This window comes from Lactobacillus sp. UMNPBX16 (assembly GCF_002553775.1).
GTDB lineage: Bacteria > Bacillota > Bacilli > Lactobacillales > Lactobacillaceae > Lactobacillus > Lactobacillus crispatus.
The window spans coordinates 1-14,064 of the sequence record NZ_PCYU01000045.1; the positions used below are offsets into that span (position 1 = coordinate 1).

At 36.1% G+C, this 14,064-nt stretch carries 12 protein-coding genes and 1 pseudogene; 4 read left to right on the forward strand and 9 right to left on the reverse strand.

The window, feature by feature from the left end:
• The first annotated feature begins 319 nt into the window (after positions 1 to 319).
• The 4 genes and pseudogenes from CP367_RS11055 to CP367_RS09370 all read left to right on the forward strand — a co-directional run.
• A complete protein-coding gene (locus CP367_RS11055; protein ID WP_089143232.1) occupies positions 320 to 655 on the forward strand; it encodes an aldo/keto reductase in 336 nt (111 codons plus the stop codon).
• A 164-nt stretch (positions 656 to 819) separates the two neighbouring features.
• Positions 820 to 1,110 carry a hypothetical protein gene (locus tag CP367_RS11060; protein WP_089145992.1) on the forward strand — a complete coding sequence of 97 codons (291 nt, stop codon included), beginning with the start codon at positions 820 to 822 and terminating at the stop codon, positions 1,108 to 1,110.
• A 123-nt stretch (positions 1,111 to 1,233) separates the two neighbouring features.
• The gene (locus CP367_RS11065; protein ID WP_081079822.1) at positions 1,234 to 1,626 is read left to right on the forward strand and encodes a transketolase C-terminal domain-containing protein; all 393 of its coding nucleotides are present in this window, start codon (positions 1,234 to 1,236) and stop codon (positions 1,624 to 1,626) included.
• 170 nt (positions 1,627 to 1,796) lie between these two features.
• Positions 1,797 to 2,694: pseudogene (locus CP367_RS09370) on the forward strand (IS30 family transposase); the annotation flags it as partial.
• A 107-nt stretch (positions 2,695 to 2,801) separates the two neighbouring features.
• On the opposite strand, the gene CP367_RS09375 reads toward CP367_RS09370, so the two are convergent.
• The 9 genes from CP367_RS09375 to polA form a co-directional block, all read right to left on the reverse strand.
• Positions 2,802 to 4,061: a DUF389 domain-containing protein gene (locus CP367_RS09375; RefSeq protein WP_089145993.1), complete on the reverse strand. Its 1,260-nt coding sequence runs from the start codon at positions 4,059 to 4,061 to the stop codon at positions 2,802 to 2,804.
• Positions 4,062 to 4,156: 95 nt separating this feature from the next.
• A complete protein-coding gene (locus CP367_RS09380) occupies positions 4,157 to 4,693 on the reverse strand; it encodes a hypothetical protein (protein WP_081307113.1) in 537 nt (178 codons plus the stop codon).
• A 199-nt stretch (positions 4,694 to 4,892) separates the two neighbouring features.
• Positions 4,893 to 6,827 (reverse strand): threonine--tRNA ligase, encoded by a 1,935-nt coding sequence (thrS, locus tag CP367_RS09385; RefSeq protein WP_089143318.1) that lies wholly within the window; start codon positions 6,825 to 6,827, stop codon positions 4,893 to 4,895.
• A gap of 286 nt (positions 6,828 to 7,113) precedes the next feature.
• The gene (gene dnaI / locus CP367_RS09390) at positions 7,114 to 8,022 is read right to left on the reverse strand and encodes a primosomal protein DnaI (protein WP_089143317.1); all 909 of its coding nucleotides are present in this window, start codon (positions 8,020 to 8,022) and stop codon (positions 7,114 to 7,116) included.
• A 19-nt stretch (positions 8,023 to 8,041) separates the two neighbouring features.
• Positions 8,042 to 9,376, reverse strand: coding sequence for a replication initiation and membrane attachment family protein (locus CP367_RS09395; RefSeq protein WP_023488425.1), 1,335 nt, complete (start codon positions 9,374 to 9,376; stop codon positions 8,042 to 8,044).
• A 2-nt stretch (positions 9,377 to 9,378) separates the two neighbouring features.
• Entirely contained in the window at positions 9,379 to 9,846 is a 468-nt protein-coding gene (gene nrdR / locus CP367_RS09400; protein WP_023488426.1) for a transcriptional regulator NrdR, read from the reverse strand.
• 2 nt (positions 9,847 to 9,848) lie between these two features.
• A complete protein-coding gene (coaE, locus tag CP367_RS09405) occupies positions 9,849 to 10,451 on the reverse strand; it encodes a dephospho-CoA kinase (protein WP_089143316.1) in 603 nt (200 codons plus the stop codon).
• Positions 10,448 to 11,278, reverse strand: a complete 831-nt coding sequence (gene mutM / locus CP367_RS09410; RefSeq protein WP_025005309.1) for a DNA-formamidopyrimidine glycosylase — start codon at positions 11,276 to 11,278, stop codon at positions 10,448 to 10,450. The genes coaE and mutM overlap by 4 nt, the downstream gene beginning before the upstream one ends.
• 8 nt (positions 11,279 to 11,286) lie before the next feature.
• Positions 11,287 to 13,950 (reverse strand): DNA polymerase I, encoded by a 2,664-nt coding sequence (polA, locus tag CP367_RS09415; RefSeq protein WP_089145994.1) that lies wholly within the window; start codon positions 13,948 to 13,950, stop codon positions 11,287 to 11,289.
• Between the last annotated feature and the right edge of the window lie 114 nt (positions 13,951 to 14,064).

Sequence of the window (14,064 nt, forward strand, 5' to 3'; positions counted from 1 at the left end):
CGACAGAATAAAGGCTTTGGTCAGGTTCAGGACACCTTAGAATCCTACTTTGATTAAATAAATAATTAAAAAATCAATTTACGAGAAAGATCTATTTACACAAAAGATTTGACAGTTTCGTTAAACATCCTACTTGCCCAATAAATGAACAAACAAAGCAAGTGAAGGAATAAAAATTAGCCAATTTACATAAAATGTTTGTCGACTAGGTTACCTAAAAGTTCCCTAGGCACATAATTGTGCCGTCTTCACAGCCTTTTTAAATGCTTGTATGATTTTTTATGAAATCAAATATAAGTATTTAGAAAGATTATTTTTTATGAACCAAACAAATTTAGGAATTACTTCTTTAAAAATCTCAGCTATGGGATTGGGTATTATGCGGATGAATGCTAAAACTCCGCAGCAAGCTACTGAAGCTTTAGAAGCAGCCTTCGATAATGGCATTAATTTTATTGATTCGGCTGATATTTATGGCCAAGGCGAATCTGAAAAAATCTTTGGCCAAGTCCTAAAATTAAGCAAAATAAAGCGCGATGATCTATTTATTCAATCTAAAGTAGGAATAATTGTTGACCCTGATAAAAGTGAAGGTTCAAGAGTTTTTGGTGGTCGATATGAATTTACTAAAGATCATATTCTAGAAGCAATCTAAAATGAAGCTACTCACCACTGGGTAAACCCTTTTAACTTAAAGACTGACAAACCTCTAGCTCTTGCTCCTAAAACTCCAAACTCTACAAGTATCATGGTTGATTTTCTAAAAAACATATCCAAAATCAAAAAAATATCCTAGCAATTAACGCTGCTATTCCTCATATGTTTGGTTTAAACGAAATCAAAGAAAATTATCCCAAACATTACAAAGACGTTGGTATTGCTGAACAAGAATCTATAGCTTTTGTAGCCGGTGCTGTCAAGGAAGGCATCACCCCCATTTGGTTTGAAAACTCTACTCTCTTACAACGAGCATATGATCAACTTTCCCATGATGTTGCTACAAATGATTTACCAGTAGTCATGGTAGTTATTGGTGGTGGGGTTACTAATACTTCAAAAACTCATGTTGGAGTTTTTGATAATATGATGATTGCTAATTGGCCTAATTGAGAATATTAGCACCTACTACTCTTAATGAAATGAAATCAATGCTTAATTGGGCTGTTAAACAAAGAAAACATCCTGTAGCTATTAAGAGCCCAGTTAATCTATTTCCTGAGGGAAGTCCAATTAATGAAGACCAACTATGATGTTAAACTAGGATCAAAAGTCGCAATTATTGGCGTAAGAGACTTCTATCAATTAGGCGAAAAAGTTCGTAAACTTTTAAAGAAACATGATATTAATGCAACTTTAATTAATCCGAAATACGTAGCTCATCTTGATACTGAGACATTGACTAGTCTAATGGCCAACCATGAATTAGTTGTAACCTTAGAAGATAATACTTTGGAAAGCGGATTTGGTGAAAAAATTGCTAGCTATTATGGTCCAAATAATATGAAAGTTAGAAATTATGGTGAAAAGAAAGAATATACTGACAACGAATCAGTAGAATCTATCTATAAACGCAATCATCTACTGCTTAACCAAATTTTCAATGATATTATTAAAATCATCAAGTAATCAAAAAAGTGAGAAGACCTTATTATCAATCTTCTCACTTTTTATATTGAAAATTATTATTTTAATTATTTTCGCCGATTGTAAAATCAAGTTAAACACTTTATAAAAATAAAAGTCCATCTGGACCTGTTTGATAGAATGTTAATATCCACAAAAACATCTATTGGAGGTCACAAGAGGTCAAACGTGGTACTGTTTCTCTCTATCATGGCAAGCAGCAGCGCTATAAGGCTGAACATGGTCAGAGCGTTTATCAGATTAATCGTCGTCACTGTGGTCGTAAATCGGACTTCTTGAAGAAAGCAAACTTTATTAGCTACGTCATTAATCATTTTTTTGAGGACGGCTGGTCACTTGACGTTTGTGCCAATCGTAGCTTAGCTATCGGTGAATTCTCACATCATCAAACAGTCTGCACCAGAACTTTGTACAACTATGTAGAACAAGGCCTAATTGCAATTAAGAACTATGATTTGCCTGAAAAAATTAAACGTAATACCAAGCTCCATCATGTTCGCAAAAACAAGAAAAAGCTGGGACGAAGCATCGAAGAGCGACCTAAAGAGATTGACCAGCGCAATGAATTTGGTCATTGGGAATGTGATCTTGTTCTAGGGCATAAAACCAAAGATGATCAGGTTCTATTAACGCTTTCTGAGCGCATGAGCCGTGAATTCTTGATTATTCGCATACCTGACATCTGCCAGTGTCATGCAGGCTTTTAAAATGCTTCAAAAACAATACAGCGAGCACTGGAATGACATCTTCAAGACGATTACTACTGACAATGGTTCAGAGTTTGCGGATTTAGCTAATTTAGAAGAAGTTTCTAAGACTCTTATTTATTATGCTCATCCTTATACTTCTTGTGATAAAGGAACTGTTGAAAGACATAATGGTCTTATTCGCAGATTCATTCCTAAAGGAGACTGCATCAATAACTATTCTCTCCAACAAATCATTGATATTGAAACCTGGTGCAACTCTTTACCCAGAAAGATCCTGGCATATCACACACCAGATGAAATCTTCGAAAGAGAATTAGATAAAATCTATCAAACAGCCTAAATGTTCAATTTATTATTGCAATTTACGTTTTTATAATAAAACAAACTTTACAAAATTTATTTTAGTATCAAGATATTTCACAATAAAAGTAATATGCTATATACTTTCTAATTTTTAATATTTTCTTGAACAAATTCCACTAAATTAATATTTGGATATTTATCTTTTATTTGTCTTACTAAGGCGTTTTTTCTCTTCTTAGATAGCGGCTTTTTTAACTCTATCAAAGTAATTTGCTTATTTTTATTATCGCTAACTGCAGTAACAGAAGATATTGCAGAGGACAGTTTACGAATTTTTTGATTACGTTTTTCTTGTTCTTGTTGACGTTTTTCATCAGCTTGTTCTTGTTCATGCTGACGCTGATTAATAATATTATTTACTTGTCGATCTAATTGATTTTCTGCATTGGGATTAACCTGAGCTACTTGTACAATATTCAGTGAATAGCCTTTCAGGTCATATTTTGTTAAGTTTGCTTTAGCCACTTGAATTTTCTTAGCATTAATTTTATTACCTGAAACTGTAAGATTAATTATTTTTCCTTGCGTATCGACATTTTCTTTAATTAGATTAACATTGCCTAACTCATTAACAACAAGATTTTGAACATTTTGATCTACTAGAGTTTTATTCACCATCTGATTAGCTGATAAGATACTAGGAATAATTAAAATAATTACTACTAAAATTATCGCAAACTCTTTAAAGGTTGGCTTGCGTAAGAAAAACAACTTAGATTGCTTAGTAGAATAACTTAGCCATTTCATAATTTTTACACCCAAAAAAGCAGTCAAAATTATGAAAACGCAATTAATCAAAAACAAATAACTTGATCCTAAAAAATATTTAAGATTGCCTACTGCAATTGAATACCCTATCGTACAAGCTGGTGGCATTAAGGCTGTTGCAATCGCTACACCAGGTACGATATTATTTGCTTCTTTTTTACGTGCACCGATTATTCCAGCAACTCCTCCAAAAAACGCAATCATTACATCCCAAATCGTTGGTGAAGTTCGTGCAATAATTTCTTGGCTAGCATAAGTCAAAGGAGAAAAATGAAAATAAATTGTAGATGCAGCTAAACTAATAATAATTTCTGCTAATAATGAAATCGTTCCTTTACGCAGCAAAGTAACATCATATAAAGCAAGGCCTGTGCCAATTGCTAGCAGCGGTCCCATCAAAGGTGAAATTAACATTGCACCAATAATAGTAGCTGTTGAATTAACATTTAATCCAACACTTGCAATAAAAATTGCGCAAGTCAGAACAATCAAACTTTCAATATTCAAAGTTCCATCTGCACTAATCTTAGATAAAAATTGAGAAGTTAAATAATTTTTTCGCTGGCGTATTATCATCTTATTTAGTCTAATCCTCATGAAAAAAGCACTGAATTAAGATTTCAGTGCAAAATATAAAAATGTGATTGAATAATCAATAAAATTATTATAACCTATTTGACTAATTTTTTGCTCTTATAGCAATAATATAAAAATGAATTATCTGCTCCATTTCCTACTCTCAGTGCATCTACTTTATCATTATTACTTTTATCTTTTTTCTTTATAGCAACATAAGTGTGTCCTGAATCTGCTCTATCGCTAGATAGCCAGCCATTAGCAGCAAAACCTGGTGTTTTATGAAATTTAAAATCAGTAGCTTCATACTGAGAAATACCAACCTTTTGAGCTAATTTATATCCTGATTTCTTATCAGCCTTAGCTAATTTTTTAGTCCACTTGATTGCTTTATTACTGCTCAACATTTTATACAATTTGATTTTATTAAATGTATGCGTTGTGATTTTAAGCTTCTTGATTTTGCCTTCATGCTTATAGTACCATGTTCCGCGAGTTTTCTTTGGCGTAGTAAATAAGTTCTTAGCTCCCCAGGATGCAGCATCTACTCTATTTTGACCCATTACAATAATAGCTAACATAAATAGCGCAGTTGTCATAAATATAATGAGTTTATTTTTCACGTTTATCACCTTCCCTTATATAACTGCTATTTTCATTATTTCATTAAAATATTTCATAAAAGTTAAAGGCGATGACAGTTTTTTTACTTCTTACTTACAAACGTAAAAAATCAATTACATTAGTTTTACCAACAAAAAAACGTATGCAATAAAGTCGTCTTAATTAGACCTAGCATACGTTTTTTATTTTATTTTTTAATTATATTAATTAATTTTCTCTTGAGTATGACTTAACGTCAGCGTCAATTTCAGCGATAAAGTCATCTAAACTCTTAGAAATTTCTTCATCAGTACCGTAACGACGTACATTTACACCATTAGTGTTCATTTCGTCATCACCTAATACCAAAGTATATGGTACCTTTTGGGTTTGAGATTCACGAATCTTGTAGCCCATCTTTTCGTTACGAGTATCAACTTCTGCTCTGAAGCCACGCTTAGCAAGTTCTTGACGAACCTTTTCTGCATATTCACCATGAGCATCAAGGTTAACTGGAATAATTTCAACTTGAACTGGAGCAAGCCAAGTTGGGAATGCACCCTTGTAAATTTCAGTAAGGTAAGCAATGAATCTTTCCATAGTACCAACAATACCACGGTGAATCATAACTGGACGGTGTTCTTCACCATCTTGACCAACGTAAGTTAAGCCAAATCTTTCTGGAAGCATGAAGTCAAGTTGGATAGTTGACATAGTTTCGTCATTACCCAAAGCAGTCTTAGTTTGAATATCAAGCTTAGGACCGTAGAATGCTGCTTCACCTTCAGCTTCAACATAGTCAAGGCCAAGGTCATCCATAGCACCCTTAAGCATCTTTTGACTTCTTTCCCACATTTCGTCATTTGCAAAGTACTTGTCAGTATTCTTTGGATCACGGTATGAAAGTCTGAAGTAGTAATCAGTAATATCGAAGTCCTTGTATACGTCCATGATTAACTTCAAAATCTTAGCGAATTCAGTTTGAACTTGATCCAAGGCAACAAAAGTGTGGCCATCATTCAAAGTCATTTCACGTACACGTTGAAGGCCTGACAAAGCGCCTGACTTTTCATATCTGTGCATCATACCAAGTTCAGCAACACGAAGTGGCAAGTCACGGTATGAACGAATGTGGTGCTTATAAATTTGAATATGTGAAGGACAGTTCATTGGACGAAGTTCAAGCATTTCGCCATCACCCATGTCCATTGGTGGGAACATGTCATCACGGTAGTGTGCCCAGTGACCTGAAGTCTTGTAAGCGTCAAGGTTCATTAATACTGGAGTGTAAACGTGTTGATAGCCGTCAGCAACTTCACGGTCGATAATGTAACGTTCAACAACACGACGAATAGTAGCACCCTTTGGCATCCAGTAAGGAAGACCAGCACCAACCTTAGGATCAACGAAGAAGAGGTCAAGGTCACGACCGATAGTTCTGTGGTCGCGTTCCTTAATTTCTGCACGACGCTTCAAATCTTCCTTTAAAGCAGCTTCCTTGAAGAAAGCAGTACCGAAGATTCTTTGAAGCATTGGGTTGGATGATTTACCAAGCCAGTAAGCACCAGCAACTGACAAAAGCTTGAAGTGCTTAATCTTACCAGTGTTTGGCAATAAAGCATCAAAGCCAAAGTCAACGAAATCACCTAACTTGTAAGCATCAACCTTGTCACTGTCAATTTCCTTCAAAAGGTCGCTCTTATATGGATCATCCTTGAAAATATCTTCAAGTTCTGACTTATCCATCACAACATGTTCAATTGCTTGACCACTCTTGATCAACTTCTCCATAGCTTTTTCAAGTTCTGGCAATTCAGTAACCTTAATTTGGTCATCTTTGTCAGTATCTACGTAAAAGCCGCCTTCATCAGCAACATGTTGACCCAAACGAAGTTCTGGGTACTTATTCTTAGCAACTGCTTCAAGTGCAAAAGCAGCAGTAGCTCTTAAAATATCCAAGCCTTCTTCATCCTTATCAGTAAGAATGGCAACTTCAACATCATTGTCAATTTCATAATCAAGTGGCTTAACAACGCCATTTACTTTAGCACCAACGGCAGCTTTTCCAAGAGATGTAGCGATTGATGAAGCTACTTCCTTAACTGAAACAGCCTTATCAAAATCTTTCTTTGAACCGTCTGGCAAAGTAACTGAAAAACTCATATTTTTACCTCCAATAAAAAAATCCCAGTGCTAATAAAAGCACTGGGACGTGTTAATTGCGTGGTTCCACCCAAAATTCAGGTTAGCGTACGTCTAACCTCTCGTATAGATTGATAAAGGTATCCAGCCTCTTAAAATTCAATTTTGGGGAATAAACGATTGGGGTGATTTTCTAATGAAGAACTTCCAGAACTAGGTCCTTCTCTCTGAGCCGAACATCATCATGTCTCGTTTAATTAACTTCAATTATACGCATCAAAGTGAACGATGCAAGACCTTTTTGAAATTAATGCGAAAAATTTCGTCGATCAGGACCGGAAACTACTACTTCTTTAGCTAAAAAACGTACTCGTTGCATTAATCTTTTAGCTTTAACTGGATCAGTTGCATTACGGGTTTCCTCAAAGTGTGACTCTAATGCTTCCATATCTAAATTAGAAGAGAAAAAAGTTGGCAAAACATTATCCATTCTTGCCTGTAAAATTACTCCTAAAACGTCATCACGTGACCACTGACTTAATGTTTCTGCCCCAATATCATCCAAAATTAAGATATCGCATTCAGCTAAATTCCTGATCTCATCTTGCAAGCTGTTATCACCAAAATGACTTGATAAACCTGCAATAAAAGTTGGAACATGTAAAAATACAACATTCCGATCAAAATTAGTTGCTACATAGTTTGCAAGTCCCGCTAGCATATAGGTCTTCCCGATCCCAAAGTCGCCCGACAAATAAAGGCCTTGTTGGTGAGGATCAGCTTTGTACTTTTTCAAAAAATCATAAATCAGGGTTAAAGCTTGCTGGCGATCATTTGTAACCTCAATATCACTTAAATTAACATCATGCAATTTAGCAGGCAGATCAATTAAATGAAGACGCCGCTTGGCTGCTCGTTGCTGATCTGCTACAATCTTAGCCTCGGTAGGTTTGTAACGTACATCAATTACTTTGCCGTTCAAAAATAATTTCGGAGCATAACCGGCCAGCACCTGATTCTGACTATGTTTTTGCGCATAATATTCATAGATATTGGCCATACTATTTCGAATCATCGCCTTATCTATTTTTTCCCTATTTGCCTGCAAAAACGCTTGCACATCTGGATCGTGTAAAGCAGTTTTCAACAGTTCTTTCTCATTACCTAAATTACGCTCTTTAACTATTTTTTTAAGCAAATCACCAATTGCTTCCATTATTTCACCTACCCTCTATTTACTTATTTTTCAGATCCTTAAAGATATCCTTCAGCTGTTCTGTTGACATACCTTCATTTTTAGCCTTTTTCTTGCTCCAATCGGTACCTTTTTCGACTCGCTTATTTTGTCGATATGACTGTCGATTTTTCTTTTTAAGAATATCGGCTTTACGCTTCTTCACATATTCAAGAGCTTGTACCCCAGTACTAATACCACCTTGCAGCCAATCATTAGCTATTCGATAAGCACGATTAGAAGTTACAACAGTATCGTAGGTCAAACAGGTATGAATCAAAATATTAATCAAATCTTCCGGCAAGCCATACTGCGTGTGCAGCTGATTAATAATATAGTTTTCGCCTGGAGCTACAATTCCACCCTTTTCAGTTTTTAATTTGTATAAAAATTCAGATGGGGAATTTTCATTAGCTTCGAGTAACAATTTTCTATCATTAGCGTCCAAACCTTTGATAGTCGCAATAGCGCGCTTTTTGCCTTCTTCAATTTGTTTTTGAATGTTTTCCCTAGTATGCAATCGTTTATAATTTTCTGCTATGGTATTACTAATTTCATGCATGTTTAATTTATGTGTACCATGCAAACAGGGAACAGTCTCATCCACAAATTCCTGTTCCGATAAATTATATGTCTGTATTAAGCCCCGAATTTGGTTCTTTTTAATTTCTACTTCTTGAGCTGGAATTTGATAGACATTATATTGATCTTTAATCAGATCCCAATCAATTGGATCCTGGGCATTAATTTCAGCAGTTTCTACCTCAGGCGCTTTATTTTCCTGCGCAGCTTCTACTACCTCATTAGATGGATTAATTGCTTCATCCCCTGGCAAGCGAAAAACATCAAAAAAGTTGGCTGAGACATCGCGCGCATTCTTGATTGGCTTTTCACGCAGTTTTGCTTCCTTAGCAAAAGCATGACTCAAGTCATGAAAGGTTGGGCTGCCAACTTTTTCTTTCAACAAACTTGCTAGCAGTGGTGTTGCAAAAAATTTGTCTGCACTAGGAACCTGTAATAACTTAAAAACAATGATATTATTGAAGACATTATCCGCTAAAAAAGTTTGCACTAAACCTACGGCTTCCAGTTTATGCAAAGAATGAAACATATCTTTTAAACTACAATCAAGTTGCTCCTGTAGTGAATAAATTCCCTTTGCATCAGAAACAATACCATATGGATCATAGTCATTGATTAAAGTCTGATACAAGGCAATTGCCACCGCGCCAACCAAAGGCTGATACAATTTAATCAAGATTTTCTCATTCTCTGGAAAAAGGGTAATCTTGTTGGCTACATAATAAAGATGCTTAGGATCAGACGTTGCAAACATGACTAATTACCCTTTCCTTTTTTGGCCATCATATCTTCCATTGTCTTCATAAAGCTAGACATATCCTTGAACTCACGGTAAATTGAAGCAAAGCGAATATAAGCTACGTCATCCAAATTAGCCAAATCATCCATGACATACTGACCAATCTTCTTAGATGAAATTTCACTAACGCCTTGTTTTCTTACCTTATTTTCGACACGATCAACCAATTGCTCAAATTGTTCACTACTGATTGGCCGTTTTTGTCCGGCTGCCATTACTCCGTGCAAAATTTTCTTTCGACTGAATGGTTCACGGGTACCATCATTTTTTACTACCAACAAAGGAGCAGTTTCCACTCGTTCAAAAGTAGTAAAGCGAAAACCACAATTTTCACATTCTCTGCGCCGTCTAATAGCCCGGTTTTCATCACTAGGCCGCGAATCAATAACGCGAGAAGCATTTTGATGACAATTTGGACATTCCATAGTTATCCCTCTTCTCTAATCTTTACCAATAATTGTGCTAGTTTATTCTCTAGTTCTTTTATTGTACCAGTATTTGCCACTACAAAATCGGCCATTTTTTCTTTTTCAGCTAATGGCATCTGACTATTAATCCGCATTCTTGCTTCCTCGTCAGATAGATTATTACGCTTTTTTAAACGTTCAATCTGTAATTGCTCAGGAAGGGTAATCACTAAAACTCCATTAGCTACATGTTTTTTATCCAATCCCGCTTCAAAATACACTGGTGCATCTAAAATAACAAGAGCAAAATTCTGATATTCTTTTATCTTTGCTACTGTTTTATCGAAAATTAACGGATGCGTCAACTGATTTAATTCAGACAAGGCTCTTTTATTACTAAAAACTAATTGCCCTAATTTTTTACGATTTATTGTTTGGTCTGAATTTAAATATTCTACCCCAAAATGATCTTTAATCACTTGCCAAGATGCATTGCCCGGTTTCATCAGTTCGTGGGCAACTTGATCACAGTCAATAATCGGAATGTTTTTCTTTTTAAAAAAATCATCAGCAGTACTTTTACCGGTGGCAATTCCACCTGTTAATGCTAAGACATAACTCATTTATAAATCACCTGACAATGAGGACAAAAAGTGGTTCCCCGACCATTAACCTTAATTTTTTCAAATTTAGTACCACAAACTGGGCAGGGCTCACCTACATGACCGTAAACTTGCAATTTACTTTGAAAGCCACCGACTTGTCCATTCGCATTCAAAAAGGAATGAACTGTAGTACCTTGCAGCTTAATTGCTTCGGCAATAATTTTATTGATCTGATCATGTAATTCAGATACTTTTTCCACAGGAATTTTATTGGCCTGACTTAAAGGATGAATCTTGGTTCGCCAAAGAACCTCATCAACATAAATATTACCTAGACCAGCTACTACTGATTGATCAAGCAAAGTGTTTTTGATATTTTTCTTCTTACGCTTTAAGCCATTGATTAAATATTCTGAAGTAAATTTAGAACTATTTGGTTCTACTCCAAGCTTACCAATCCCTGTAGTTTGTCTTTCGGTGCCAGTTAAAATTAGCTGCATCCGCCCAAATTTGCGCACATCATTATAACGCAACGCTGTTCCATCAGTAAAAACAAACTCAACGTGATCGTGTTTATCCTTAGGCGCATCAGACGCAGTTAAATGATACTTTCCTTCCATTCGCAAATGAGAAACAATCGTTAAATTATCACTCAAGCGAATAAGCAAATACTTGGCGTAGCGATCAATATCGATAATCTTTTTACCAGGCAATTCAGATAAAAATTTTTCATGATCAGTCGCTACAATTTTTGGATACCACAAAATCACTTTTTTAATAGTTTTTCCCTTAACTAAAGGAAGCAGCGTTCTTCGAACTGTTTCAACTTCAGGCATTTCAGGCATTTTATCACCTACTTTGCATCATACCAATTGTGTCCCCAGCCAGAATCAGCAATCAATGGCACGTCCAACTTAACAGCTGATTGCATTACTTCAGGCACAATCTTTTTAATTGTTTCTAGCTCATCTTTTGGTACATCAAAAATCAATTCATCGTGTACCTGCACTACCATTTTAGTCTTCAAATGTAGTTCATCTAACTTCTTTTGCATGTTAATCATTGCAATTTTAATAATATCGGCAGCTGAACCTTGAATTGGTGAATTAATAGAAGTTCTTTCAGCAAAGGCACGCACGGTGTACTTCTTAGCGTGAATATCTGGCAAGTATCTGCGACGGTGCATGATTGTTTCGGCATAGCCCTTGTCACGTGCTTCTTGTACTGCTTTATTCATGTAATCCTTGATTTGAGGATATTGTTCGAAGTAGTTGTCGATAAATTCTTGCGCACGTTTTCTAGAAATACCTAAATTCTTGGACAAACCGTAATCGGAAATACCATAAACGATACCGAAGTTAACAGCCTTAGCGTGACGACGCATCAGTGGCGTTACTTGATCTGGTGAATCCAAGTGGAAAATCTTCATCGCGGTATGTGAGTGAATATCATAACCGGTCTTGAAGGCTTCTTGCATGTTTTGATCGCCCGAAACGTGAGCTAAAACACGAAGTTCAACTTGTGAGTAATCGCAAGAGAAAATGTAGCCGTCTGGTTCACTTGGCACGAAAGCTTTTCTGATTTGCTTACCCTCTTCGGTGCGGGTAGGGATATTTTGCAAGTTAGGATCCACACTGGACAGACGACCAGTGGCAGTCAAAGTTTGCAAGTAACGTGTATGTACACGACCATCTGGTTGGATAACATCAAGCAGACCCTTTACATAGGTAGATTGAATCTTGGCAATTTGACGGTAATCCAAAATTTCACTAACGATTGGGCTTTGCGTCTTTAATTGATCCAAGACTTCAACTGAAGTTGAGTAACCAGTCTTAGTCTTTTTGATAACTGGCAAACCAAGCTTTTCAAACAAAATGTGACCTAATTGCTTTGGTGAGTTCAAGTTGAACTTTTCACCGGCTTGGTCATAAATCTTGTCTTCGAGTTCCTTCAATTTAACGGCAAATTCATTTTGCAACTGAAGCAAAGTGCTGGCTTCAACCTTCATCCCGTTCATTTCCATTCTGGCTAAAACACGAGCAGTTGGGATTTCGATTGTGTCAAACAAAGCATCCTGTTCGTGTTCTTTAAGCTTTTTAAGAAGCTCCGGCTTAAGCTTTTCAATGGCGTTGACCTTGGAAGCTAAGTGGTTGAACAATTCATCGTCATTATCGGGAACATGTTCACTCTTACCTTTGCCGTAGACTTCAAGCTCGGTCTTAACGGAGTAATCACCATAAAGATGGGCAATTTCACCCAGATCATTAGAGTTGTTTTCATTATTGATCAAGTAGGATGCCAAAAGCATGTCGTAATCAAGGCCGTGCGTATGAATGCCTAAACGATGTGCAGCAACCATTGTTCTCTTTAGGTCAAAGACATTCTTCTTAATCTTTTCGCCTTCTAAGATGTGCTTGATATTATCTTCTTCAAGCAATTCCACGTATCTTGAAACGTAGATCTTGTCATTGAGCTTCAAACTGAAGCCAACAAAAGGAGCTAGGTGATAGTTAGCACCGAGCATTTCTAGATAAAATTCAACAGTGTCTTTTTCAGTAGCTTTGACATCTTTAACATTGTCATCATTTAAAACGGTGTATTCAACTTTTTCAACATCTGCACTACCTTGACCAGCACCTGACGCATTAAGTTCTGCCAAGAACTTACGGAAATTCATCTTTTCATAGAACTGACGCAGTTTCTCATAATCAACTGGTTGACGTTTTACATCATCAATATCAATGGTAACTGGTGAATCACGATCAATTGTAGCAAGTTTTTTAGCTAAAAAGGCCTTGTCTTTATCACGAATTAAACGTTCCTTACGCTTAGATTTCTTCATTTGATCAATATGATCGTAAAGATTTTCTACTGAACCATATTCTTGAATTAAATTAGAAGCTGTCTTAGGACCAATACCTTCGACACCTGGGTAGTTATCAGAGTTATCACCCATTAAGGCCTTCATGTCGATGAATTCGGTTGGAGTAACACCATTAACTTCCTTCATATGTTCAGGCGTGTAGGCTTCAAGTTGAGAAACACCAGATTTAGTTACTTCGACAATCGTCTTGTCGGACGCAAGTTGGGTCAAGTCGCGGTCACCAGTTACGATCGTGGTTGTGAACCCGGTCTTTTCACCCTTCGTAGCAAAAGTACCAATGATGTCATCTGCTTCATAATTCTTCAATTCATAAGTTTTAATACCCAAGTCATGCAGCATTTCTTGAATGTAAGGCATTTGTTCGAGCAACTCTTCTGGAGTTTTGGCACGTCCACCTTTATATTCTCCATACATCTTTGTTCTAAAAGTTACTTTTCCTGCATCAAAAGCTACCAAAATGTGAGTTGGATCAACGTCCTTCAAAAGGACATCAAGCATATTTTTAAAAGCATAAATGGCATTAGTGTGCAGGCCGTCCGGACTTTTGAAAGATTCTAGTTGACGATAAAGAGCGTAAAAGGCTCTGAAAGCTACAGAGTTACCATCGATTAGAAGTAATTTTTTATCTGCCATTTTATTCCCCTTTTTAATAAATTGTTCTCTATACTTACTTATCTATTTTACCAGTTTCAAGGGTAATCTTTTAATAGGAAGTTTAATGTAAAAGAAACATACTAACCTAGTGTT

Excerpts from the sequence above, each read along its gene's own strand:
- CP367_RS11055 (WP_089143232.1), top strand. The coding sequence starts at position 320 with ATGAACCAAACAAATTTAGGAATTACTTCTTTAAAAATCTCAGCTATG.
- CP367_RS11060 (WP_089145992.1), top strand. The coding sequence starts at position 820 with ATGTTTGGTTTAAACGAAATCAAAGAAAATTATCCCAAACATTACAAA.
- CP367_RS11065 (WP_081079822.1), top strand. The coding sequence starts at position 1,234 with ATGAAGACCAACTATGATGTTAAACTAGGATCAAAAGTCGCAATTATT.
- CP367_RS09375 (WP_089145993.1), bottom strand. The coding sequence starts at position 4,061 with ATGATAATACGCCAGCGAAAAAATTATTTAACTTCTCAATTTTTATCT.
- thrS (WP_089143318.1), bottom strand. The coding sequence starts at position 6,827 with ATGAGTTTTTCAGTTACTTTGCCAGACGGTTCAAAGAAAGATTTTGAT.
- dnaI (WP_089143317.1), bottom strand. The coding sequence starts at position 8,022 with ATGGAAGCAATTGGTGATTTGCTTAAAAAAATAGTTAAAGAGCGTAAT.
- CP367_RS09395 (WP_023488425.1), bottom strand. The coding sequence starts at position 9,376 with ATGTTTGCAACGTCTGATCCTAAGCATCTTTATTATGTAGCCAACAAG.
- nrdR (WP_023488426.1), bottom strand. The coding sequence starts at position 9,846 with ATGGAATGTCCAAATTGTCATCAAAATGCTTCTCGCGTTATTGATTCG.
- coaE (WP_089143316.1), bottom strand. The coding sequence starts at position 10,451 with ATGAGTTATGTCTTAGCATTAACAGGTGGAATTGCCACCGGTAAAAGT.
- mutM (WP_025005309.1), bottom strand. The coding sequence starts at position 11,278 with ATGCCTGAAATGCCTGAAGTTGAAACAGTTCGAAGAACGCTGCTTCCT.
- polA (WP_089145994.1), bottom strand. The coding sequence starts at position 13,950 with ATGGCAGATAAAAAATTACTTCTAATCGATGGTAACTCTGTAGCTTTC.